This is a genomic window from Pseudomonas chlororaphis subsp. chlororaphis (assembly GCF_003945765.1).
Lineage (GTDB): Bacteria > Pseudomonadota > Gammaproteobacteria > Pseudomonadales > Pseudomonadaceae > Aquipseudomonas > Aquipseudomonas chlororaphis.
In genome coordinates, this window is sequence record NZ_CP027712.1 from 5,593,271 (window position 1) to 5,617,746 (window position 24,476).

A 24,476-nucleotide genomic window follows, 5' to 3' on the forward strand; every position below is an offset into this window, starting at 1 on the left:
ACGGCACGCATTCCATGAAAGACCCTATGCGTGGCGACTATAAGGAAATGGTGAGCATTTGATGCACAGAAGAGAAAGAACAGAGTATTTGAAGAGCAACATCAAATACCTGATAAAAAGTCGCGGCGAGACGCAACTGTCTTTGTGCAATGCCAGCGGCCTGACCCGAACGACCATCTACAACATCCTGGAAGGCAAGGTCAGCAACGTACAGCAATCCACCATTCGCAAAATCTCCGATTTCTTCGGTGTCTCCTATGAAGAAATAGAAACCGTCGATTTTGAAGAGAAGGAGATCATCGACAGCAGTATTTCCCCACAAGGAAACATGAACCCGGCGGCGGTTCCGATCCTCAAGGAAAGCCTGCTGATGATCAACATGGACAAACGGATTGGCGAACTGGCCATACTTCACCCACTGACCTATTACTTCGGCGCATCCTACAACTTGATAGCGGTGCTGCTCGAGAATGAGATCAAGGGCATGTACGAGGCCGGTGACCTGTTGATCATTCAAAAGGGCACATCGACCGACGACAAGGAAAAACTGGTTTACGACAGGCAGACAAAAAAGCTGTTCATCATCAATGAGCCATGCTCCGACTCAGATCGAGTATTTGTGGTGGGTGACATCATCGAGGAGCGATTCAATGGCAGCTTATGAAGGCGAACTCGAGAACAGCAGATACAAACTTCTGGGCTTTGAAAACAACAAGAACCTGGCCGTGATCATGATCATCGCCACAGGCAAAGTCATAAAGATCAAATTAAGCGAAGTGCTTAACAGCGAAATAATGGAAAACCTGAACAAAATGGAAGTTAAAAACATTTACAAGAAGTTCTACTCCCAAGGAGGAGCACTTACCGCATACGACCTGAACGACCGCCACGAAAGCTCATGGATGATTTATATCATCCTGAACCTATTGCTCTTTACATTTTATATATTCACCAGCATTGCCGCCACCAAGCCCATTTATCTTGAATCACTTGGCATCATTATCACTCCGGGTACCTTTCTTTACCCTCTGACATTCCTGATCGTTGACCTGTTGAACGAAAACTTTGGACTCAGGCTGGCAAGAAAAGCGATTTTCTTTGCCTTTGCCAGCAACGCCATGATTATCATCCTGCTCTATGGCTCGACCTTTCTCCCCGGCCTGCCAGGCTGGAAGCTCGACACCCCGTACAATGACGTCATCATTCATGTGTCATCCGTTCTGGTGGCGTCTTCAGTCTCGTTCCTGGTTTCGGAAAACATAAACTCTTACTTGCTGTGCAAGATAAAAGAGCTGACCAACTCCAGATTCCTGTTCCTGCGGATATTCTTGAGCACGCTGTTCGCGGTCATTATTGACAGCTTCGTGTTTTGCTACATTGCCTTTTACGGCTCGATGGAGAACAACGACATCCTGAACATGATTTATGTGCAGATCGCGATCAAGGTATGTTTTGCCTTCTTCAACATCTTGCCTGCCTATGGCGCAAGGTCACTGTTCAAAAGATATATAACGGACAGCCAGGCAAAATAGTCCAAGCACGCTTTAGCTCAAATGGATGGATTCAACACTCATCTGCCAGGCAAATGCAGTGTTGAATTCCATGAGCACGGTCGATCAGGCCTTCATTGCAGGTTCATCTTGCTTCTCAAGCTGTTCATGACTGCTGCCTTGTTCCCCAGATAATCATTCAGCCCTCTGCTACGAAGATTGCACGCATCGCAATTGGCACAACCGCTGCCGATAACGCCGTTGTAGCAGGTCAGGGTCTGCTCGCGAACCAGGCTCAACTGCTGGTGATGATCCGCCAGCGCCCAGGTCTCCGACTTGTTCAGCCACATCAGCGGAGTCTCAAGGCGCAGGCGGTATTCCATGCCCAACTCGACGGCCTTGTTCAAGGCCTTTACAAACTCGTCACGGCAATCGGGATAGCCGGAGAAGTCCGTTTCACACACCCCGGTAATGACCGTTTCAGCCTTTACCTGGTAGGCATAGATAGAGGCCAGGGTCAGAAACAGAATATTTCTTCCCGGCACGAAAGTGCTGGGCAGGCTTTCACCTGAACTGTTCACCGTGGGAACCGGGATATTGTCCCGAGTGAGACTGCTGATCGCCAATTCATTGAGTAACGAGGCATCCAGCACTTTGTGGACGGTCGCCCCCAATTGCTTCGCGAGTTGCTGCGCTACTTCTATTTCCGCGCGGTGGCGCTGACCGTAATCAAAGGTAATGCAGTGCACTTCATCATAGAACGGCAATGCGTGGATCAGACAGGTCGTCGAGTCCTGCCCGCCACTGAATACGACAACAGCTTTTTTCTTCATCATTCTGCTTCCTGCATGAATAGAGTCATTTGAATATTTAAACAGCCCACTGACTGACACTCAATGAAAAAGCCCCGCGCTTCTCTCGAAGGCGGGGCTTTTTCATAGCGTTTGCAGCTTATGGCGCGTAGGTCAGCAGCAGCTCGCTCGGTACCTTGAAATCCAGGGACATCATCACGCTCAGCGCGGTGATGGTGAAGATCGAGAACACGAACAGCTTGCGCGCCCAGACGGTGTCGTCCACCGCCTTGTAGCCGGTCCAGGCCATGTACAGCCAGTACATGCCCATCGCGGCCGCGACGGCCAGGTAGCTCATGCCGGCATACCCGCTGAAGGTCAGCATCAGGGTCGCCACCAGGAACGCCAGGATGTAGAGCAGGATGTGCTTCTTGGCCACCAGGATGCCGCGCTTCACTGGCAGCACCGGAATCGATGCAGCCAGGTAATCGTTGAAGCGGAAGATCGCGATGGCATAGGAATGCGGCATCTGCCACAGGCTGAACATCACCAGCAGGGTCAGCGCGGCCATGTCGAAGCTGTTGCTCACGGCCACGTAGCCGATTACCGGCGGCATCGCCCCCGACAGGCTGCCCACCAGCGTGCCGTGCACCGACTTGCGCTTGAGGTACAGGCTGTAGAAGCCGACATAGATGACGAAGCCGATCACGGCGAACAGCGCCGCCAGCGGATTGGCCACCTTGTACAACAACGCAACGCCGGCGACACCCAGAATGGTCGCGTAGACCAGTGCCACTTTCAGGGAGATCAGGCCCTGGACCAGCACACGGTTCTTGGTGCGTTCCATCTTCAGGTCGATGTCACGGTCGATGCAGTTGTTGAACACGCAACCGGAAGCTACCACCAGGGACGTGCCGATCATCGCGGCCAGGAAGATGGCCAGATCGACATGTCCCTTGGAGGCCAGGAAAAAACCGCCCGCCACAGAAAGCACGTTACCGAAAATGATCCCCGGTTTGGTGATTTGGATAAAGTGCTTGAGCGACATCGGGTCTTACCTCACTTCGCCATCATGAACGTGTGGATGCTGAACATGATCCACAGCGACAGGCCAACCAGCAGGACGATCACCAGGGCAGCGAAGACGAACGCAATCACGTTGTTACGCTGGGCCTCGGAGCGGTCCAGGTGCAGGAAGTACACCAGGTGAACCAGGACCTGGATCACCGCGAAGGCGAGCACGATCATCAGGGTGATGGACTTCGGCAGGGTCGGGTACATCACCAGGCCGAACGGGATGATCGTCAGGATCACCGACAGGATGAAGCCGATGGCGTACGACTTTACGCTGCCGTGGCCCGCATCATGGCTGTCATGGGAGTGTGCATTAGCCATTACATAGTCCCCATCAGGTAAACAACGGTGAAGACGCAGATCCAGACCACGTCCAGGAAGTGCCAGAACAGGCTCAGGCAGCTCAGGCGGGTCTTGTTGGTTGCGGTCAGGCCGTGCTTGTTGACCTGATACATCATGATCGCCATCCAGATCAGGCCGGCGGTCACGTGCAGACCGTGGGTACCGACCAGGGTGAAGAACCCGGACAGGAAGCCGCTGCGGCTAGGGCCGTAGCCTTCGGAGATCAGCAGGTGGAACTCGTTGATCTCCATGCCGATGAAGCCCAGGCCGAACAGGAAGGTCAGGGCCAGCCAGCCCAGGACCTGCTTCTTGTTGCCCCGGAAGAACGCCAGCATGGCGAAGCCGTAGGTGATCGAACTGAACAGCAGCAAGGCGGTTTCGCCGAGCACGTAAGGCAGTTCGAAGATGTCGTGGCCCGACGGGCCACCCGCTACGTTGTTTACCAGTACCGCGTACACCGCGAAGATCGACGCAAACAGAATGCAGTCGGTCATCAGGTAGAGCCAGAAACCGTATACGGTCATCTCGCCCGAGTCGTGGTGATGGTCATCGTGCCCATGGTCATCGACATGGGTGTGTCCAGCATTGGTCACTAAGTTCGACATGGTTTAAGCCTGTTCCAACGAGGTTTCTACACGGTTGGCCGGAATCTTCTTCTCGGCTACCAGGCGAGCGTGCTGCTCGGCTTCGATGCGTTCGATCACGTCGACCGGCACCATGTAGCCTTGATCATCGCGAGCCGCGTGGATCACGAAATAGATCACGGTACCGGCCAGGCTAGCGATCGCCAGCCACCAGATGTGCCAGATCATCGCGAAACCGAAGACGGTCAACAGAGCACCCATCACCAGGCCGGTGGCGGTGTTGTTCGGCATGTGGATCGGTTCGTAGCGAGCAGGCTTCTGGTACGCGGTACCGTTTTCCTTGGCTTCGGTGAACGGGTCGATGCCATTGGCCTTCGGCAGTACGGCGAAGTTGTAGAACGGCGGTGGCGACGAAGTCGACCATTCCAGGGTGTGGGCATTCCATGGGTCGCCGGAAACACACTGGTTCTGCTTGCGATCACGCACGCTGACGTACAGCTGGATCAGCTGGCAGGCGATACCGATGGCGATCATCACCGCACCGAACATGGCGACGTACAGGTACGGCACCCACTCAGGGTTGGTAGTAGCGTTCAGACGACGGGTCATGCCCATGAAGCCCAGTGCATAGAGCGGCATGAACGCGACGAAGAAGCCCGAGATCCAGAACCAGAATGCAGCCTTGCCCCAGCCTTCGTGCAGCTTGAAGCCGAACGCTTTCGGGAAGTAGAAGCTGAAACCGGCGATGTAGCCGAATACGGCACCACCGATGATCACGTTGTGGAAGTGCGCGATCACGAACAGGCTGTTGTGCAGGACGAAGTCAGCACCCGGGATGGCCAGCAGTACGCCGGTCATGCCGCCGATGGCGAAGGTCACCATGAAGCCCAGGGTCCACAGGACCTGGCTGGTGATACGCAGACGGCCGTGGTAGATGGTGAACAGCCAGTTAAATAGCTTCACCCCTGTCGGGATGGAAATCAGCATGGTCGCCAGGCCGAAGAAGGCGTTGACGCTGGCCCCCGAGCCCATGGTGAAGAAGTGGTGCAGCCAGACCATGAAGCCCAGTACCGAGATCGCGCCGGAAGCGTAGATCATCGAGTGGTGGCCGAACAGGCGCTTGCCCGAGAAGGTCGAGATGACTTCGGAGAAGATACCGAACGCCGGCAGGATCAGGATGTACACCTCAGGGTGACCCCAAGCCCAGAACAGGTTCACGTACATCATTGGATTGCCACCAAGTTCATTGGTGAAAATGTGGAAATCCATGTAACGGTCAAGCGTCAGCAGTGCCAGGGTAGCGGTCAGGATCGGGAACGAAGCCACGATCAGCACGTTGGCCCAGGTGCAGGTCCAGGTGAAGATCGGCATGTCCATCATCTTCATGCCCGGGGTACGCATTTTCAGCACGGTGGCCAGGAAGTTGACCCCCGTCAGCGTCGTCCCTAGCCCTGATAGCTGTAGCGCCCAGATGTAGTAGTCGACACCCACGCCCGGACTGTATTGCAGGCCCGACAGCGGCGGATAGGCAACCCAGCCGGTCTTGGCGAATTCGCCGACGCCCAGGGACAGGTTGATCAGCACGACGCCGGAAACCAGCAGCCAGAAGCTCAGGGAGTTGAGGAACGGATAGGCAACGTCACGCGCGCCGATCTGCAGCGGCACTGCAAGGTTCATCAGGCCGGTGAAGAATGGCATCGCCATGAAGATGATCATGATCACACCGTGGGCGGTGAAGATCTGGTCATAGTGTTCAGGAGGCAGGTAGCCCGGCGAACCCTCGGTGGCCATGGCCAGCTGGGTACGCATCATGATCGCGTCGGCGAAGCCGCGCAGGAGCATGACCATGGCGACGATGATGTACATCACGCCGATTTTCTTGTGGTCGACCGAAGTCAGCCATTCGGTCCACAGGTAGGACCATTTCTTGAAGTACGTGATACCCGCGACAAGCGCCAGACCACCGAGGATGATCATGGCAACGGTCACCATGACAATCGGCTCGTGGAACGGTATCGCGTCCAGACTTAATTTACCAAACATCGTTTACTCCTCTGCCCCAGCAGCTGAATGCGAGCTCATATCAGTCCCTTCCACAGCGGCCACTTCTTTCTTCTCGTGCTTGACCGGCTTGCCTGGTTTCATGCCTTCATACTTGTCGACGATTTTCTGAAACAGGTCCGGCGTGTACGAGGAGTACAGCGCGACAGGGTTGTTCTGGCTTGGCTTGGCAAGGGCTTCGTATTCAGCTTGATCAAGCTGTTTAGGTGCGGCCTTGACTTCGGCTACCCAGGCGTCGAAATCTTCCTGGCTCGTCGAGATCGCTTTGAATTTCATGCCGGTGAAGCCAGCGCCACTGTAGTTAGCGGAGATGCCTTCCATTTCAGCTTTCTGGTTGGCGATCAGGTGCAGCTTGGTCTGCATGCCTGCCATCGCGTAGATCTGGCCGCCCAGCGCAGGGATGAAGAACGAGTTCATCACGGCGTCGGAGGTGATCTTGAAGTTCAGCGGAGTGTGCTCCGGGAACCGGATCTGGTTAACAGTGGCAATACCCTGGTCCGGGTAGATGAACAGCCACTTCCAGTCCAGCGCGACCACTTCGATGTTGATCGGCTTGACGTCGGATTCCAGCGGACGATACGGGTCCAGCGCGTGGGTGGACTTGTAGGTCACATAACCCAGGGCAATGATGATGAGGATCGGGACCAGCCACACCGCGATTTCGATCTTGGTGGAGTGCGACCACTTGGGCGCGTAGGTCGCGTTGGTGTTGGACGCGCGGTATTTCCAGGCGAACGCGAAGGTCATCACGATCACCGGAATCACGACCAGCAGCATCAGCAGGGTAGCGGTGATGATCAGGTTTCGCTCATCCAGACCGACCTGTCCTTTCGGGTCGAGCAAGGTCCACTTGCAGCCTCCCAGCATTAACATCATGCCAAGCAGCGGCAAAAAGCCTAGTAATCGGGGGTACCTGTTTTTACTCATCTCACGACCTCTAAAGCAGCTTGCGCCATGCAGTTGGGTTTTGATCGCCAACACTTCACCGTGCCAAGGGTTGGCATTTTTTCTTCGATTGAATAAGGGCCTGCCCGACGCGTTACGCGTTGTTTGACAAATCCTGGGCCAGCAGTGAGTTCTTATTCGAATTCGTGGTCAAAGGCCTTTTACAGACCAATTCCATTTGGTGCGGATATTTGGAAGGTGCCGACACCTGGGGTCGCATGGAGCGTCCAACGCCCCTCGACCGCCGCCGTATGCTCAGGGGTGAGCAGCGCCGGAAATTCAGTGCGGGCGATTGTAGATATGTAGCGTTTTATAAACCATGTCTTATCCCGAAATAATTTTTATCGGCTCGCGCAACAATGCGTGGCGATTATTGCAACGGGTCGCGATCATATCGAGATTCATTCGCAATAAAAAGCCCCAAAAACGCCTTCCAGCCAGGTCGAAAAAGGCGTCTTTCACCCCTGCAAAATCCACCGATGGCATCGCGCTACCCCTTGTAAAACGAGGGCTGAATCGATTTATTTAGATAGCAGGCTATGCTTGCCTGGCCGTTCACCGCGCCGACACGAACTGACAGACTTTTTTCGCTCCTGGCGCAAGAAAAATCGTCTCGACGTCATCCGCTGAAACACAGCTGCGACACCACCATGTGACAACATGTCGCACTTTTATCGCACATCCGATTGCCCCATATCACGCGCCCTTCACACATTGTCCTACACGCAAAAAAGCCCCGGCCCCGAACATCGGGACCGGGGCTTTTTGCGCCGGGTCAGGCGCTCTGGCGACGGTTACGAATGATGCCCAGCGGCACCAGCACCAGGGTCAGCACAAAGGCCACCAGCGCCCACTGCGCCAGGGACAGGCCCAGCACCGGCGGGTACGGCGTGGAGCAGAAGCCATCGACCTGGAACCCCAGCGGGAAGACAGTCGCCAGCGGCAGGCTGTCGACGATCGGCTGCAACACATCGATGCCGCAGCTGACTGCGGGATGGGCCTGGGTGTAGACGTGATGCCCCGCCACCGCCGCCCCGAACAGCGCGCTGAGCATCACCAGCACTTCCAGCACGGTGAGGCTGCGACGGCTGCGCATGGCCGCGCCGATGAAGGCGAATATCGCGATCAGCAGAAACGCGTAGCGCTGCAGGATACACAACGGGCAAGGCGCCTCGCCCAGCACCACCTGCATGTACAGCGCGCCGCCGATCAGTGCCAGGCAGATCACCCCCAGCAACACCAGAAAACGTCGCTCGCGCCCCAAACGCAGTGTGTCGTCAGTCATCCTCAATTCCTTTCTGTCTGTGGCTCAACCCGATGGCAGCGTTTGCAACTGCTGCATCAGGCTGAGGTTGTCTTCGATATGCCAATTGGCGGTGATCCGGCCATTGGCGATCTGATAAATGTCGGTTGCCCGGAAGTCTACACGCTGACCATGACCTTTGAGTGCATTGAAGGTCCCGCTGAAGTGCCCGCGAAAATGCAGGTGCAGCACCACCCGATCCCCGGCCACGATCATCTGCTCGATGTCTGCGCTCAGGTCCGGCACCGCCGTGCGAAAGAACCGCGACGCCAGTAGCGGCCCCGTCGGCCCCTGGACCCGCCCTTCCGGCGGCGTCATATCGACGAAATTCTCCGCCAGCGCGGCCCTGGCCAGGCTTTCATCGCCGCTGTTCCAGAAACTGCCGTAGCGCCGCGCGGCCAGCTCCATGGCTTCACGCTGGGGCTTGGGCAGGCTCTGATCGACGATCAGGGTCTGCGGTTGGAGCAAGGCCGGCTCGGCGAAAACCAGGGGACTGGCGAGCAGGGTCGCGGCCAGGGTGATGCGGGAAATGGCTGGGAGTTGCATGGGATGATCCTGATCAGTGCGAACGAGCGCCTATCATCAGCATCGGGGAATTAACGATAAACAGGTTAAGAACGGATTAACCTTTAAAGGATTTTTACGAGTGCGCCCTGTAGCCGCTGGCGCAGCCTGCGATCGGTTGCGCAGCGACCGCCAAGCCTGAGTTCGCGGTTTGCCTGAATACTCGGGGGAAAGCATTGCGAGCGCTGCGCGCTCGATCGCAGGCTACGCCAGCGGCTACAGGCGGCCAGCCTCCGGGCGGAGGCTGGCCGGTGGGGTTACTCCAGCGCCGCGGCCGGGCCGAAGAACTCGTAGCGGCTTTGTTTTTCCGGTACACCCAGGGCCTTGAGGTGGCGCTTGATCGCCGCCATGAAGGCTTTCGGGCCGAGGAAATAGGCGTCCAGGTCACGCTCCTGCGGCAACCATTCGGCCAGTTGTTCCTGGCTCAGCAGGCCGACCTTGTCCGCCGCCGGGCTGACGCCGTCGTCTTCGGCGTAGCAGTAGAAGCGCTTGAGTTGCGGATGACGCGCGGCCAGGCCGTCGACCCAATCGCGGAACGCATGCACCCCACCGTTGCGCGCGCAGTGGATAAAGTGCACCGGACGCTCGGTGGCCAGCGCGGCTTCGAGCATCGGCAGGGTCGGGGTAATGCCGACGCCACCACTGATCAGCACCAGCGGCTTGTCGCTGTCCGCCAGGGTGAATTCGCCCGCTGGCGGGAACAGCTGGATGCTGGCGCCGATCTGCAGTTGGTCGTGCAGGTAGTTGGAAGCGCGGCCACCGGCCTCGCGCTTGACACTGATACGGTACTGGCCGGCGTCGGACAGGGCCGACAGCGAGTAGTTGCGGCGGATTTCCTCACCCTCGAGGAACAGCTGCATGCCGATGTACTGACCCGGCTCGGCGGCGAGAATCGGGCCGTTATCCACAGGCTCGAAATAGAACGAGGTGATTTCCGCGCTCTCCTGCTCGCGGCGGACCAGCTTGAATTCCCGCGCACCACGCCAGCCGCCCGGGGCCTGGGCCTTCTGGTCGTAGATCGCGCCTTCGGCACCGATCAGGATGTCCGCCAGCTGGTTATAGGCCGCGCCCCAGGCGCTCATCACCGCCGGCGTGGCGATCTCTTCGCCCAGCACTTCGGAGATGGCGCGCAGCAGGCAGCTGCCGACGATCGGGTAATGCTCCGGCAGGATCTGCAGGGCCACGTGCTTGTTGATGATCTTGGCCACCAGGTCGCCCAATTGGTCGAGCTGGTCGATGTGCCGGGCGTACATCAACACGCCATTGGCCAGGGCCCGAGGCTGGTCGCCGCTGGCCTGGTGCGCCTGGTTGAACAGCGGGCGCACTTGCGGATACTCGGAGAGCATCATCCGGTAGAAGTGGGTGATCAGGGCTTCGCCACCGCTTTCCAGCAACGGAACGGTGGATTTGATGATGGCACGATCTTCGACGCTAAGCATAAGTACAACTCCTGAGCTTTCTGACTACTTGCAGGTTGCCCTTTACCAATCAGTTTTCGTGCCAACAATAAAAACCATATAAATCAATTGCTTGAAATAATTGTAGTCATATCGACAAAGCCGCATTTATAGTCATTAAGACCATACGGAGTCATTATGACCGCAAAATCCCTGCTCACCGCCTTGTTGCCCCTGGTCTCCGACCTGTCCCGCGAACTGCCCGAAGGCGAGCGCTACCGCCGCCTGCTGGAAGCCATGCGCGCCCTGCTGCCCTGCGACGCCGCCGCGCTGTTGCGCCTGGATGGCGAATGGCTGGTGCCGCTGGCGGTGGACGGCTTGAGCACCGACACCCTGGGCCGACGCTTCAAGGTCAGCGAACACCCGCGTTTCGCCGCCCTGCTCAGCCACCCCGGCCCTACCCGCTTCGCCAGCGACAGCGAGTTGCCGGACCCTTACGACGGCCTGGTGGATGGCCTGCACGAACATCTGGAAGTCCACGACTGCATGGGCTGCCCGCTGTTTATCGACGAGCGCCCCTGGGGCTTGCTGACCCTGGATGCCCTCGACCCGCAGCGCTTCGAGCCGATCGAACTGGATGCCCTGCAGGCGTTCGCCAGCCTGGCGGCGGCCACCGTCAACGCCGCCGAGCGCATCGAGCGCCTGGCCCTGCGCGCCGAAGACGAACACCAGCGCGCCGAGGTCTATCGCCAGGCCAGCGGCCAGAACCGCGAGATGATCGGCCAGAGCAAAGCCCACAAACGCCTACTGGAGGAAATCGGACTGGTCGGCGGCAGCGACCTGACGGTGCTGATCACCGGTGAAACCGGGGTCGGCAAGGAACTGGTGGCCCAGGCCATCCACGCCGCCTCGCCCCGTGCCGACAAACCGATCATCAGCCTCAACTGCGCCGCCCTGCCCGATACCCTGGTGGAAAGCGAACTGTTCGGCCATGTGCGGGGCGCCTTTACCGGCGCCACCAACGACCGCCGCGGCAAATTCGAGCTGGCCAATGGCGGCACGCTGTTTCTCGATGAGGTGGGCGAGTTGTCGCTGACCGTGCAGGCCAAGCTGCTGCGCGTGCTGCAAAGCGGCCAGCTGCAACGCCTGGGGTCGGACCAGGAACATCAGGTCGACGTGCGGCTGATCGCCGCCACCAACCGCGACCTGGCCGAAGAAGTGCGCAGCGGCCGCTATCGCGCGGACTTCTATCACCGCCTCAGCGTCTACCCGCTGCTGGTGCCGGCCCTGCGCGACCGCGGCCGCGATGTGCTGCTGCTCAGCGGCTACTTCCTCGAACAGAATCGCTCGCGCATGGGCCTGGGCAGCCTGCGCCTGACCAGCGATGCCCAGGCGGCGCTGCTGGCCTACGCCTGGCCGGGCAACGTGCGTGAGCTGGAACACCTGATCGGCCGCAGCGCCCTCAAGGCCCTGGGCAATTGCCGCGAACGGCCGAAGATCCTCAGCCTGAGCGCCTCCGACCTGGACCTGCCGGACGCCTCGGCACCGCTCACGCCCCAGCCCCCGGCTGCGACGGCCATGGCCGACCTTCCCGGCACCGGCGATCTACGGCAGGCCACCGAAAACTACCAGCGCCAACTGATCAGTGCCTGCCTTGAGCGCCACCAGCACAACTGGGCCAGCGCCGCCCGCGAGCTGGGCCTGGACCGCGCCAACCTGGGGCGCATGGCCAAGAGGCTAGGCTTGAAGTGACTCACCTGTAGCCGCCGAAGGCTGCGATCGGCTTGGGCGGCATTGCCACGAAACGGCCATGAACCCGATACATGAGGTGTGACCGAAACGACGCAGTGGCTGATCTTGCGAGGACTGCGTCCTCGATCGCAGCCTTCGGCAGCGGCTACAGATTGCGCGGGTCGCGGATATTGGGATTAAGCCTAAAGCCAGCCCTTTGCGCGTCGATAACCCGTTATCGCTAGCTGTTCGCGGCCCATGGCGCGAACCACCTTTTTTCCACAGAAGGTTTTTATGTCTTCCAACAAAGCCCGCGCAGACTCTCTTTCGCTTCTGCTGTTCACCTTGCGCAGCGGCAAGCTGATGGCGATCAACCTGCTCAAAGTCAGTGAAATCATTCCCTGCCCACCGCTGACCAAACTGCCGGAATCGCACCCGCACGTGAAAGGCATCGCCACCCTGCGCGGCAATTCGCTGTCGGTCATCGACCTGAGCCGGGCCATCGGCGAACGGCCGCTGGAAGACCCGGAGGGCGGCTGCCTGATCGTCACCGACGTCAGCCGTTTCAAGCAGGGCCTGCATGTGCAGGCGGTGAGCAAGATCGTGCATTGCCTGACCACCGATATCCGCCCGCCGCCCTATGGCTCCGGCGGGGTCAAGTCCTACATCACCGGGGTCACCCAGGTCGACGGCACCCTGGTGCAGGTGCTGGACATCGAGAAAGTCATCCATGGCATCGCCCCGGCGCAGATCGAAACCGCGCCGACCGAGCTGAGCATGCAAGACGCCGAACTGCTGGGTAACGCGCGGATCCTGGTGGTCGACGACAGCCAGGTGGCCCTGCAGCAGTCGGTGCATACCCTGCGTAACCTCGGCCTGCAATGCCACACCGCGCGCAGCGCCAAGGAGGCCATCGACTGCCTGCTGGACCTGCAAGGCACCGCCCAGGAGATCAACCTGATCGTCTCGGACATCGAGATGTCGGAGATGGACGGTTACGCCCTGACCCGCACCCTGCGCGAGACCCCGGACTTCGCCCACCTCTACGTCTTGCTGCATACCTCGCTGGACAGCGCCATGAACGCGGAAAAGGCCCGCCTGGCTGGCGCCAACGCGGTGCTGACCAAGTTCTCCTCGCCGGACCTGACCCGCTGCCTGATCGAAGCGGCCCGTCACGTCGCCGCCCAGAGCGCCTGAGCCATGGCCGACGACTACTGCCTGCTGATGCGCCGCGACCTGACCGGGCAACCGGCTCCCGCCAGTTGGCCGGCCGCCTTCAGCCTCGACAGCTATCGACCGGAGCTGGCCGCAGCGGTGCATAACCTGATGCACCTCGGCTACCAGGACGGCGGCGGGAGCGTGCCGGAGCTGGACAGCTGGCGCCAGCGTTTCGAAAGCGACGCCGAATACAACCCGCAACTGTGCCTGGTGGCCCAGGACGGTGAAGGCGTCGTCGGGGTGATCCAGTGCTGGACCAGCGCCTATATCAAGGACCTGGTGGTGCATCCGCGGGCCCGTGGCCAGGGCCTGGGACGGGCCTTGCTGCTGCAGGCCTTCGAGGTCTTCCGCCAGCGCCGCGAAGCCTTTGTCGACCTGCGGGTGCTGGAAGACAACCAGCGAGCCCGCGGGCTGTACGACAGCGTCGGCATGGTCGCGATCCGCCGTGAGCAGGTTCCCCACACGCCGCTGTAACCTGTAGCCGCTGCCGCAGGCTGCGATAAGGTCCGCAGGACCTTCAGCGATTTCAAGATCGCCGCGGCCGTTCCGGCCGATCGTCCGAACGCGGCCCGAGCCTGCGGCAGCGGCTACAGGAATATCTTTCATCGTCGGTGCCTCAGGCATACTCCCGCGCACACTCGTGAACGAAGGAGCGCCCCGCCATGAAAGCCCTGTCCCTGAGCTTCGCCTGCCTCACCGCCCTCCTCGCCAGCCAGGCCCAGGCCTCCAGCCCGGACGCCTGGGCGACCTTCGACAAGCAGGTGCGGGCCAGCTGCACCAAGGCCAGCCAGTTGAAGAATGTCAAAGTGCTGGGCAACGCCGCGCAGTTCGACGACCGGGTCGGCTACAGCGCATTGCTGCTCCAGGGCCAGTACCCGCAAAAACACATGAAGGGCCAGATTGGCGTGGAACTGTGCCTGTACGACAAACAGCGCAAGAACGCCCACGTCACCGAGTGGGATTCGATCCGTCCTGCCCTCGAGGCCAAGGGCCGGTGACTGGCGCATAACTTGCTTCGAGAGCGCTATTTAGAGGGCGATGTGAGTCATTCCGTCGCCGCTTCCGCCTTTCGACTATGGCTGCCGGCTCAATGAATACTCGTTTTTCCTGCGTAGGCTGCGGCAAGTGCTGCAACGATCACCACGTTCCCCTGACCCTCGGCGAAGCCCACCAGTGGGCGCTGGATGGCGGCCAGGTGATCGTGCTGGTGGAAGGCTTCCTGAGCAATGGCCTGGGGCTGCCGGCCCAACAGCGTGAGCACGCCGAACGGCGTTCCTGCGTGGTGCCCAGCGGCAATGCCCAGGCCCACGTGGCGATCACCTTCGCCGCCTACAACGTCGGCCCCTGCCGGAATCTTGACGAAGACCAGCTGTGCCGGATCTATGAACGCCGGCCGCTGGTGTGCCGCATCTACCCGATGGAAATCAATCCGCACATCCCGCTCAACCCGGCGGTCAAGGATTGCCCGCCCGAATCCTGGGAAAAAGGCCCGCAGCTGATCGTCGGTGGCGAACTGGTGGACCGGGAACTGGCCGAACTGATCCAGCGCTCGCGCCAGGCCGACCGCGACGATATCCACAGCAAACAAGCCATCTGCCAACTGCTGGGCATTCACACCACCGCCCTCAAGGGCGACGGCTTTACCGCCTACCTGCCGGACATGGCAGCCCTGGCCGAAGCCATCGAGCGAGTCCAGGCGCAACCGCTGACGCCGGCCGGCGAGTGGCTGTTCCATGTATCCGGTGAAGACATTGCCGGGCAAGTGCAGGACGCCGGCGCCCAGGTGGTGACCGAGGCGCCGCTCACCTACGCCTTCATTTCCTTGCGGGCAGCATGAAGCCCTGCCGCTGACCCGCAGAGTCTCCGGTGTCCGTCAAATCATTGCGAGCGTGCCGCTCGTACGCAGCCTGCGGCAGCGGCTACACGGATTGGGATATCGCGGCATTCGCGGAACTTGTAGCCGCTGCCGCAGGCTGCGATAAGGCCGAAGGCCTTCGGCGATCTTAAGGTCGTGCGCCCGCTTCGCGGTCGATCGTCCGAACGCGGCCCAAGCCTTCGGCAGCGGCTACAGAAGTTTGGACTCAGCGCTTGCCCATCGAGCGGCGGGTGCCGGGTGGCGCCGCGCCTGGGGTCTTGGTGTGGCCGTTGGTGGCGCCGTTCTTGTACCAGGGTTGCTGGGCATTCTTGGCCTGGGCGAACTCGGACGGCTTGAACGGAAACTTGAACGGCGCGATCGCCGGCTTGCCTTCGCCAGGCGCGCTGGCGTCATCGACCTGGTCGGCGCTGGGCGCGTCGGACACAGGCGGTTGTGCTGGGGTAGTCATGGAAGCTCCGGGTGAAAAGCAAAGGCCGGGCCCGGGGAAGCGGGCCGCGAAGGCCGGCAGTATACCCGCGTTGCGGATCGTTGAGCGGCCGCGACCGTCATCGGCCAAAGGTCATCGGTCGGCCTTTGCTGACAGCGCTGTCAGGCAGGCGTCACGTTGCTGACCGGGTCGGCCGGCTATAAAGGGGTCATCGATTCTGGCCATCCTCCCGTCCCCCTTGCCCCCCGGCGCTGGCGTCCATGCGTAATCGAAAAACAACCCTTGTGCTCGCAGGCGTGCTCACCGTTCTCGCCGCCGCTGGCCTGTGGTACCTGCTCAAGCCACCCAGCACCAAGCTGGCGGCGCCGACCGCGGTGCCGGTGCGGGTGATCAGCGTCGCCCAGCAGGATGTACCGCGGCATGTCAGTGGCATCGGCTCGGTGCTTTCGCTGCACAACGTGGTGATTCGCCCCCAGGTGGACGGCATCCTCACCCGGCTGCTGGTCAAGGAAGGCCAGTTGGTCAAGGCCGGCGACCTGCTGGCAACCATCGACGACCGCTCGATCCGCGCCAGCCTCGATCAGGCCCGGGCGCAACTGGCGGAAAACCAGGCGCAACTGCAAGTGGCCCAGGTCAACCTCAAGCGTTACAAGCTGCTGTCGGTGGATGACGGCGTGTCCAAGCAGACCTACGACCAGCAGCAGGCGCTGGTCAACCAGCTCAAGGCCAGCGTCCAGGGCAACCAGGCCGCCATCGATGCGGCGCAGGTGCAGCTGTCCTATACCCAGATCCGCTCGCCGGTGTCCGGCCGCGTCGGCATCCGCACCGTCGACGAAGGCAATTTCCTGCGCACCAGCGATACCCAGGGCCTGTTCTCGGTGACCCAGATCGACCCGATCGCGGTCGAGTTTTCCTTGCCGCAACAGATGCTGCCGACCCTGCAGGGGCTGCTGGTCGCCGAGCACCCGGCCTCGGTGGACGCCTACCTGGGCGCCGATACCGACTCCGACACGGGCGAGCGCCTGGGCGAAGGCCACCTGAGCCTGATCGACAACCAGATCGACACCAACACCGGGACCATCCGCGCCAAGGCCGAATTCAGCAACCCCGGGCAAAAGCTCTGGCCCGGCCAACTGGTGACCATCCAGATCCAGACCGCCGTGGAAAAAGCCGCCCTGGTGGTACCACCCGGCGTGGTGCAGCGTGGCCTGGACAAACACTTCGTGTATCGGGTCAAGGACGACAAGGTGGAAATCGTCCCGGTGCAGATGGTCTATCAGGACAGCGGCCAGAACATCATCAAGGGCGTGCAGGCCGGCGACCTGCTGGTCAGTGACGGCCAGTCGCGGCTCAAGGCCGGCTCACATATCGAAGTGCTCAGCGAACCGCCGCAACAGATCCAGGCGGCGAACGCGGAGCCACAGCCATGAAGGGCCACGGCTCGATCTCCGCCTGGTGCGTCGACCATCCGGTCGCCACCCTGCTGCTGACCTTCGCCCTGGTGCTGCTGGGCGCCATCGCCTTTCCCCGGCTGCCCATAGCGCCGCTGCCGGAGGCCGAATTCCCGACCATCCAGGTCACCGCGCAGCTGCCCGGCGCCAGCCCGGAAACCATGGCTTCCTCGGTGGCCACACCGCTGGAGGTGCAGTTCAGTGCCATCCCCGGCATGACCCAGATGACCTCCAGCAGCGCCCTGGGCTCGACCAACCTGACCCTGCAATTCACCCTCGACAAGAGCATCGACACCGCCGCCCAGGAAGTGCAGGCGGCGATCAACACCGCCTCGGGCAAGCTGCCCAACGACATGCCGAGCCTGCCCACCTGGCGCAAGGTCAACCCGGCGGACAGCCCGGTGCTGATCCTCAGCATCAGTTCCACGCAGATGCCCGGCACTGAACTGAGCGACTACGTGGAAACCCTGCTGGCCCGGCAGATCAGCCAGATCGACGGTGTCGGCCTGATCAATATCACCGGCCAGCAACGCCCGGCGATCCGCGTCCAGGCCTCGCCCGACCGGCTGGCGGCCATCGGCCTGACCCTGGCCGATATCCGCGTCGCCCTGCAGCAGGCCAGCCTCAACCTGGCCAAGGGTGCGCTGTATGGCGAGTCCAGCATCTCGACCTTGTCGACCAACGACCAGCTGTTCCATCCCGAGGACTACGGCCAGTTGATCGTCTCCTACAAGAACGGCGCACCGGTGCAGCTCAAGGACGTCGCCCGGGTCATCAGCGGCCCGGAAAACGCCTACGTGCAGGCCTGGTCCAACGACCAGCCGGGGCTCAACCTGGTGATCTTCCGCCAGCCGGGGGCCAACATCGTCGACACCGTGGACCGCATCCAGGGCGAGTTGCCGCGCCTGGAGGCCATGCTGCCGGCCTCGGTGGACGTGACCGTGCTCTCGGACCGCACCAAGACCATCCGCGCGTCCTTGCATGAAGTGGAAATCACCCTGCTGATCGCGGTGCTGCTGGTGGTGGCGGTGATGGCGCTGTTCCTGCGCCAGCTGTCGGCGACGCTGATCGTCTCCAGTGTGCTCGGGGTGTCGCTGGTGGCCAGTTTCGCGCTGATGTATGTGATGGGCTTCAGCCTGAACAACCTGACCCTGGTGGCCATCGTGATCTCGGTGGGCTTCGTGGTCGACGACGCGATTGTCGTGGTGGAGAACATCCATCGCCATCTGGAGGCCGGCGACGGCATGCGCGAGGCGGCGATCAAGGGCGCCGGCGAAATCGGCTTCACCGTGGTGTCCATCAGCTTCTCGCTGATCGCCGCGTTCATTCCCCTGCTGTTCATGGGTGGCGTGGTCGGGCGGCTGTTCAAGGAGTTCGCCCTGACCGCCACCTCGACCATCCTGATTTCGGTGGTGGTGTCGCTGACCCTGGCGCCGACCCTGGCGGCGCTGTTCATGCGCGCGCCGACTGATCATCCCCATGATCGCCCGGGCTTCGGCGAACGCCTGCTGGCACTCTACGAACGTGGGCTGCGCCGAGCCCTGGCCCATCAACGGCTGATGCTCGGCCTGTTCGGCCTGACCCTGGGCCTGGCCATCGCCGGCTATGTCTTCATTCCCAAGGGTTTCTTCCCGGTCCAGGACACCGGCTTCGTGCTCGGCACCAGCGAAGCGGCGGCCGATATTTCCTACCCGGACATGGTGGCAAAGCACCTGGCCCTGGCGAAGATCCTCGGCGCCGACCCGGCGGTGGAAACCTTCTCCCACTCGGTGGGCGTCACCGGCAACAACCAGACCATCGCCAACGGCCGCTTCTGGATCGCCCTCAAGGACCGCGGCCAGCGGGACGTCTCCGCCAGCCAGTTCATCGACCGCATTCGCCCGCAGCTGGCCAAGGTCCCGGGCATCGTCCTGTACCTGCGGGCCGGCCAGGACATCAACCTCAGCTCCGGGCCGAGCCGCAGCCAGTACCAGTACGTGCTCAAGAGCAACGACGGGCCGACGCTGAATACCTGGACCCAGCGCCTGACGGAAAAACTGCGGGCCAACCCGGCCTTTCGCGACCTGTCCAACGACCTGCAACTGGGCGGCAGCATCACCCATATCAGCATCGACCGCAGCGCCGCGGCGCGTTTCGGCCTGACCGCCACCGATGTCGACGAAGCGCTCTACGACGCCTTCGGCCAGCGCCAGGTCAATGAGTTCCAGACCGAGACCAACCAGTACAACGTGATCCTCGAACTGGACGCCCAGCAGCGCGGTAAGGCCGAAAGCCTGAATTACTTCTACCTGCGCTCCCCCCTGAGCGGAGAGATGGTGCCGCTGTCGGCGCTGGCCAAGGTCGACCCGCCCACCGTCGGCCCGTTGTCCATCGCCCACGACGGCATGTTCCCGGCCGCCAACCTGTCGTTCAACCTGGCCCCCGGCGTGGCCCTGGGCGACGCGGTGATCATGCTCGACCAGGCGAAAAACCAGATCGGCATGCCCGCCTCCATCGCCGGCAATTTCCAGGGCGCGGCCCAGGCCTTCCAGAGTTCCCTGGCCAGCCAGCCGTGGCTGATCCTCGCGGCGCTGGTGGCGGTGTACATCATCCTCGGCGTGCTCTACGAGAGCTTCGTCCACCCGCTGACGATCATTTCCACCCTGCCCTCGGCCGGCCTTGGCGCACTGATCATGCTCTGGCTGCTGGGCCAGGACTTCTCGATCATGGCCCTGATCGGCCTGGTGCTGCTGATCGGCATCGTCAAGAAAAACGGCATCCTGATGATCGACTTCGCCCTCGAAGCCCAGCGCAAGGGCGGGCTGTCGCCGCAGGAGGCGATCTACCAGGCCTGTATCACCCGTTTCCGGCCGATCATCATGACCACCCTCGCCGCTTTGCTCGGCGCCTTGCCGCTGATGCTCGGCTATGGCGCCGGCGCGGAGTTGCGCCAGCCGCTGGGGATCGCCGTGGTCGGTGGCCTGCTGGTGAGCCAGGCGCTGACGCTGTTCACCACTCCGGTCATATACTTGTGGCTCGAGCGGCTATTCCATCGGCCCACACCAGCGCCAGCGCTGGCGAGCACATCCTGAGGCGGGGTCATGCGCGTTCTGATTATCGAAGACGAAGAGAAAACCGCGGACTATCTGCACCGCGGCCTGACCGAACAAGGCTACACCGTGGACCTCGCGCGCGACGGCGTCGAGGGCCTGCACCTGGCGCTGGAAGGCGACTACGCGGTGATCGTACTCGACGTGATGCTGCCCGGCCTCGACGGCTTCGGCGTGCTGCGGGCGCTGCGCGCGCGCAAACAGACACCGGTGATCATGCTCACCGCCCGCGAGCGCGTCGAAGACCGCATCAAGGGCCTGCGCGATGGCGCCGACGATTACCTGGGCAAGCCCTTTTCCTTCCTCGAACTGGTGGCGCGCCTGCAGGCCCTGACCCGCCGCAGCGGCGGCCACGAACCGGTGCAGATCAGCATCGCCGACCTGTGGATCGACCTGATCAGCCGCAAGGCCAGCCGTGCCGGCACGCGCCTGGACCTGACCGCCAAGGAGTTCTCGCTGCTCAGCGTGCTCGCCCGGCGCCAGGGCGAGATCCTTTCGAAAACCGCGATCGCCGAGATGGTCTGGGACATCAACTTCGACAGCGACGCCAACGTCGTCGAGGTGGCGATCAAGCGCCTGCGGGCCAAGCTCGACGGGCCATTCGAACAGAAACTGCTGCACACCATCCGCGGCATGGGGTATGTGCTGGAGAACCGCGGTGCCTCGTAATTCGATTGCCCTGCGCCTGAGCGGGCTGTTCACCCTGGTCGCCCTGCTGATCTTCCTGCTGATCGGCGGCGCGCTCTATCAACAGGTGGACAAGGGCCTGGGCCTGCTGCCCGAGGCCGAGCTGGACGCGCGCTACAGCGTGCTGGAGTCGGCCCTGACGCGCTTCGGCAACCCGGAGCACTGGGCCAAGATCAACAACAAGCTCAAGCTGCTCAGCGAAGAAGACAAGCGCATCCGTTTCTGGGTGGTCAGCGGCGATCCCGCCTACGAATACGGCAACCCCGACCCGCAGATCCGCCGCTTCGCCCAGGGCCCACTGGGCATGCGCGACCTGACCCTGCCCGGGCATCCCTATCCGCTGAAAGTGCTGGTCAGCCAGCTGCCGGCCAAGGAGCTGCGCCCGCCGCTGCGCTTTCTGATCGCCATCGACACCGAGACCTTCTACGAGACCCAGCACCAGCTGCTGATTGCCCTGATCAGCCTGGCCATCGTCGGCGTGCTGCTGGCCTCGGCGCTGGGCTACTGGGTGGCGCGCATCGGCCTCAAGCCCTTGATCGGGCTGTCCGAAGAGGCCCAGCGTCTGGCCCCGCCGAGGCTTTCCGGACGCCTGCAGCTGTCGTCGCTGCCGCCGGAGCTGACGCAGTTCGCCAACTCGTTCAACTCGACCCTGGAGCGGGTGGAGCAAGCCTATTCGCGCCTGGAATCCTTCAATGCCGACGTCGCCCACGAACTGCGCTCGCCCCTGACCAACCTGATCGGCCAGACCCAGGTGGCGCTGACCCGCGGGCGTTCCGCCGAGCATTATTTCGAGGTGCTGCAATCCAATCTCGAAGAGCTGGAACGGCTGCGCTCGATCATCAACGACATGCTGTTCCTGGCCAGCGCCGACCAGGGCAGCAAGGCCACCAAGCTCACCAGCACCTCCCTGGCCAGCGAAGTGGCGACCACCCTGGACTACCTGGACTTCATCCTCGAAGACGCCCAGGTCAAGGTCGAGGTCCGCGGCGATGCCCAGGTGCAGATCGAGATCGCCCACCTGCGTCGGGCGCTGATCAACCTACTGAGCAACGCCGTGCAGCACACCGAGCCCGGGCAGGTGATCCGGGTGCAGATCGATGTGCAGGAACACCAGGTGACCATCGCCGTGAGCAACCCCGGCCAGGCCATCGCCCGCGAGCATCTGCCACGGCTGTTCGAGCGCTTCTACCGGGTCGACGCCTCCCGCAGCAACAGCGGCGCCAACCACGGCCTGGGGCTGGCAATCGTCAAGGCCATCGCTCTGATGCACGGCGGCGACGTGTTCGTGCGCAGCGATGACGGCATGAACACCTTCGGCCTCTACCTGCCGACCTGAGCTCTCCCTCTCCTCTGTAGGAGCAGCCGGTCGACGCTCGATTGCTCGCGATGGCGGCATGTCAGATACATCGCATTACCTCTATCGCCGGCAAGTCTGACTCCTACAGAAGCGGTGTCAACTATTGCTTTTGGCGTAACAGTGCTTATCCTGTTCGGCGCTTTTTCCAGCCGTCTTGAAGTTATATTTTTGTCGCACCTAATTTGAACTTGCTCTGCAAGAAGGTCTTCAGAAATGTCCAACAGTATGGGTATTGCCAGCGCGTTTGTTTTGTCCTCCCTGTTCTTGGCCCCTATGGCCATGGCCGAAGAATCGCAGACTTTCGCCGCGCATAACGCCGCACGCGCCGCTGCCTTCCAGGACGCCCAGGAAGCGCTGGCTGCCAAGCAACAAAACGGCAAGCAGCCGCAGGAGATCACGGCGGAACAACGCCAGCCGGACGTTCAGAAGGACAGCTGACACCTGCTACCGACTCGTTTCCCTCGACAACTTCTCTGCTCTAACCCTGGAGTAAGTTGTCTTAAAGCCGCTGATAACAGCGGCTTTTTTTTGCCATGTAGAACTGCCTGTTTCATTCGTTTCACCCAGAACAAGAAACACCCGAATCGACAATAACAACTGTCATCATTCATCCAAGGAGCTTTTTACCGGTGAAGGTCACTTCCACTCTCAGCCCGTTGTTCATTGCAATGGCTGCAACTATCGCCCCCTGTGTTCAGGCCGCCGACGAGGCCAGCCCCGAAGGCTTCGTCGAAGGCGCAAGCCTCAAGCTCAACGCCCGCAACTACTACATGAATCGCAACCGCCACCAGCAGGCTCCCGACAATATCGAGTGGGGCCAAGGTTTCCTGGGGATCTTCGAGTCGGGTTATACCCAGGGCACGGTCGGTTTCGGCATCGATGCCAACGCCATGCTCGGCTTGAAACTCGATGGTGGTGGCGGCACCGACAGCTCGAGCATCCTGCCGGTCAGCGATGGCAGCGGCAAAGCGCCGACCTCGTTTTCCACTGCTGGCGCCACCCTGAAAATCCGCGCCTTCGACACCGAGCTCAAGGCCGGCGATCTGTTCCTCAACAATCCGGTGATCGCCGGTGGCCAGAGCCGCATGCTGCCGCAGACCTTCCGCGGGGTCAGCCTGGCCAACCACAGCTTCGACGGCTGGCTGCTCGAAGGCGGCCAGGCCAGCTTCACCAAGCCCTATAACCAGAGCGGCCGTCGACGTATCGACACGGCCTACGGCAAACTGGCGAATGGCGACGAAAGCCGCCACCTGAACTGGGCCGGCGTGGCCTGGAGCGGCGTGCCCGGGCTGACCAGCAGCCTGTACGCCGCCGAACTCAAGGACATCTGGAACCAGTACTACTACGACCTCGACTACAGCTATGCGCTGAACGAGCTGGTGACCCTGAACCCAGGCCTGCACTTCTATCACACCCAGGACACCGGCGACGCGCTGCTGGGCGACATCGACAACAACACCTACAGCCTGCATTTCACCCTGGGCGTCGGTCACCATAGCCTCACCGCCGCTTACCAGCGGGTGAATGGCAACACCCCGTTCGACTACATCAACCAGGGTGACAGCATCTACCTGGACAACTCCCAGCAGTATTCGGATTTCAACGGCCCCAACGAGCGTTCATGGAAACTCAAGTACGCCTACGACTTCGCCGGCCTCGGCCTGCCGGGCCTGACTTCGGCGCTCTCCTACTCGCGCGGTGAGCTGGACCTGACCAAGGTCGACCCGCACAGCCGTGGCTACGCCAACTGGTACAGCGCCGGCGGCGAGCACGCCAGGCACTGGGAACGCGACCTTGACCTCAAGTACGTGGTGCAGGGTGGAAAGGCCAAGGATCTGGCGGTCCGCCTGCAGTGGGCCACCAACCGTGGCGGCAACGGTTATGGCGCGCTGGACAATGACACCGACGAATACCGGGTGATCGTCGATTACCCATTCAGTGTGTTCTAAGCTCGAATAAGCAAAAGGCCAGCATCATTTTGCTGGCCTTTTTTTTGTCTGCGATTTATACATGCGCCCGCAGGCGCGATCGGTCTCTGCAACTCTGCTTGCTTCATCCGGAAACACCCCTGAAACGTACACACCGCAGA

24 protein-coding genes are annotated in these 24,476 nt (G+C 61.4%); 13 read left to right on the plus strand and 11 right to left on the minus strand.

Translation table 11 applies throughout. From position 1 onward, the window contains the following. The first annotated feature begins 61 nt into the window (after positions 1-61). Positions 62-664: a helix-turn-helix transcriptional regulator gene (locus C4K27_RS25280; RefSeq protein WP_053262542.1), complete on the plus strand. Its 603-nt coding sequence runs from the start codon at positions 62-64 to the stop codon at positions 662-664. Continuing rightward, complete coding sequence (locus C4K27_RS25285) at positions 651-1,532, plus strand: queuosine precursor transporter (RefSeq protein ID WP_053262543.1); 882 nt, start codon at positions 651-653, stop codon at positions 1,530-1,532. Before C4K27_RS25280 ends, C4K27_RS25285 begins: the two co-directional genes overlap by 14 nt. A 92-nt stretch (positions 1,533-1,624) precedes the next feature. Here C4K27_RS25285 and queC read toward each other — a convergent pair whose 3' ends face one another. The 10 genes from queC to hmpA form a co-directional block, all read right to left on the minus strand. Further along, on the minus strand, positions 1,625-2,323 hold the full coding sequence (queC, locus tag C4K27_RS25290) for a 7-cyano-7-deazaguanine synthase QueC (protein ID WP_053262677.1): 699 nt from the start codon (positions 2,321-2,323) through the stop codon (positions 1,625-1,627). 118 nt (positions 2,324-2,441) lie between these two features. Beyond that, a complete protein-coding gene (gene cyoE / locus C4K27_RS25295; RefSeq protein WP_025806166.1) occupies positions 2,442-3,329 on the minus strand; it encodes a heme o synthase in 888 nt (295 codons plus the stop codon). An 11-nt stretch (positions 3,330-3,340) separates the two neighbouring features. Next, positions 3,341-3,676: a cytochrome o ubiquinol oxidase subunit IV gene (cyoD, locus tag C4K27_RS25300; RefSeq protein WP_053262544.1), complete on the minus strand. Its 336-nt coding sequence runs from the start codon at positions 3,674-3,676 to the stop codon at positions 3,341-3,343. Further along, positions 3,676-4,302, minus strand: a complete 627-nt coding sequence (locus tag C4K27_RS25305) for a cytochrome o ubiquinol oxidase subunit III (RefSeq protein WP_007929702.1) — start codon at positions 4,300-4,302, stop codon at positions 3,676-3,678. The genes cyoD and C4K27_RS25305 overlap by 1 nt, the downstream gene beginning before the upstream one ends. Before the next feature lie 3 nt (positions 4,303-4,305). Beyond that, positions 4,306-6,324, minus strand: coding sequence for a cytochrome o ubiquinol oxidase subunit I (cyoB, locus tag C4K27_RS25310; RefSeq protein WP_009045490.1), 2,019 nt, complete (start codon positions 6,322-6,324; stop codon positions 4,306-4,308). Between the two features lie 3 nt (positions 6,325-6,327). Next, the gene (gene cyoA / locus C4K27_RS25315) at positions 6,328-7,269 is read right to left on the minus strand and encodes a ubiquinol oxidase subunit II (RefSeq protein WP_009045491.1); all 942 of its coding nucleotides are present in this window, start codon (positions 7,267-7,269) and stop codon (positions 6,328-6,330) included. 342 nt (positions 7,270-7,611) lie between these two features. Further along, a complete protein-coding gene (locus C4K27_RS31320) occupies positions 7,612-7,773 on the minus strand; it encodes a hypothetical protein (protein ID WP_155500344.1) in 162 nt (53 codons plus the stop codon). A 289-nt stretch (positions 7,774-8,062) separates the two neighbouring features. After that, entirely contained in the window at positions 8,063-8,572 is a 510-nt protein-coding gene (locus C4K27_RS25325; protein WP_053262545.1) for a disulfide bond formation protein B, read from the minus strand. Between the two features lie 24 nt (positions 8,573-8,596). Further along, positions 8,597-9,136, minus strand: a complete 540-nt coding sequence (locus C4K27_RS25330) for an ester cyclase (protein ID WP_053262546.1) — start codon at positions 9,134-9,136, stop codon at positions 8,597-8,599. A gap of 275 nt (positions 9,137-9,411) precedes the next feature. Next, a complete protein-coding gene (gene hmpA / locus C4K27_RS25335) occupies positions 9,412-10,593 on the minus strand; it encodes an NO-inducible flavohemoprotein (RefSeq protein WP_053262547.1) in 1,182 nt (393 codons plus the stop codon). 156 nt (positions 10,594-10,749) lie between these two features. Here hmpA and norR point away from each other — a divergent pair, with 156 nt between their 5' ends. The 5 genes from norR (at position 10,750) to C4K27_RS25360 (ending at position 15,337) form a co-directional block, all read left to right on the plus strand. Next, entirely contained in the window at positions 10,750-12,303 is a 1,554-nt protein-coding gene (gene norR / locus C4K27_RS25340) for a nitric oxide reductase transcriptional regulator NorR (RefSeq protein WP_053262548.1), read from the plus strand. Between the two features lie 273 nt (positions 12,304-12,576). After that, complete coding sequence (locus tag C4K27_RS25345) at positions 12,577-13,479, plus strand: chemotaxis protein CheV (RefSeq protein ID WP_053262549.1); 903 nt, start codon at positions 12,577-12,579, stop codon at positions 13,477-13,479. A 3-nt stretch (positions 13,480-13,482) separates the two neighbouring features. Beyond that, positions 13,483-13,974 carry a GNAT family N-acetyltransferase gene (locus tag C4K27_RS25350; RefSeq protein ID WP_053262550.1) on the plus strand — a complete coding sequence of 164 codons (492 nt, stop codon included), beginning with the start codon at positions 13,483-13,485 and terminating at the stop codon, positions 13,972-13,974. A 188-nt stretch (positions 13,975-14,162) separates the two neighbouring features. Continuing rightward, positions 14,163-14,498: a hypothetical protein gene (locus C4K27_RS25355; RefSeq protein WP_053262551.1), complete on the plus strand. Its 336-nt coding sequence runs from the start codon at positions 14,163-14,165 to the stop codon at positions 14,496-14,498. 92 nt (positions 14,499-14,590) lie between these two features. Further along, complete coding sequence (locus C4K27_RS25360; RefSeq protein WP_053262552.1) at positions 14,591-15,337, plus strand: YkgJ family cysteine cluster protein; 747 nt, start codon at positions 14,591-14,593, stop codon at positions 15,335-15,337. A gap of 244 nt (positions 15,338-15,581) precedes the next feature. On the opposite strand, the gene C4K27_RS25365 is transcribed toward C4K27_RS25360, so the two are convergent. Then, entirely contained in the window at positions 15,582-15,824 is a 243-nt protein-coding gene (locus tag C4K27_RS25365; RefSeq protein WP_007922116.1) for a hypothetical protein, read from the minus strand. 239 nt (positions 15,825-16,063) lie between these two features. Here C4K27_RS25365 and C4K27_RS25370 point away from each other — a divergent pair, with 239 nt between their 5' ends. The 6 genes from C4K27_RS25370 to C4K27_RS25395 all read left to right on the plus strand — a co-directional run bounded on the left by C4K27_RS25370 (position 16,064) and on the right by C4K27_RS25395 (position 24,336). Further along, the gene (locus C4K27_RS25370) at positions 16,064-17,233 is read left to right on the plus strand and encodes an efflux RND transporter periplasmic adaptor subunit (RefSeq protein ID WP_053262553.1); all 1,170 of its coding nucleotides are present in this window, start codon (positions 16,064-16,066) and stop codon (positions 17,231-17,233) included. After that, positions 17,230-20,325, plus strand: coding sequence for a multidrug efflux RND transporter permease subunit (locus C4K27_RS25375; protein WP_053262554.1), 3,096 nt, complete (start codon positions 17,230-17,232; stop codon positions 20,323-20,325). Before C4K27_RS25370 ends, C4K27_RS25375 begins: the two co-directional genes overlap by 4 nt. Positions 20,326-20,334: 9 nt before the next feature. Beyond that, positions 20,335-21,012, plus strand: coding sequence for a heavy metal response regulator transcription factor (locus tag C4K27_RS25380; protein ID WP_007922121.1), 678 nt, complete (start codon positions 20,335-20,337; stop codon positions 21,010-21,012). Next, positions 21,002-22,366, plus strand: a complete 1,365-nt coding sequence (locus C4K27_RS25385) for a heavy metal sensor histidine kinase (protein ID WP_125738111.1) — start codon at positions 21,002-21,004, stop codon at positions 22,364-22,366. The genes C4K27_RS25380 and C4K27_RS25385 overlap by 11 nt, the downstream gene beginning before the upstream one ends. A gap of 234 nt (positions 22,367-22,600) precedes the next feature. Further along, positions 22,601-22,825 (plus strand): hypothetical protein, encoded by a 225-nt coding sequence (locus C4K27_RS25390; protein WP_053262556.1) that lies wholly within the window; start codon positions 22,601-22,603, stop codon positions 22,823-22,825. 230 nt (positions 22,826-23,055) lie between these two features. Then, complete coding sequence (locus tag C4K27_RS25395; protein ID WP_053262678.1) at positions 23,056-24,336, plus strand: OprD family porin; 1,281 nt, start codon at positions 23,056-23,058, stop codon at positions 24,334-24,336. Positions 24,337-24,476: the final 140 nt, after the last annotated feature.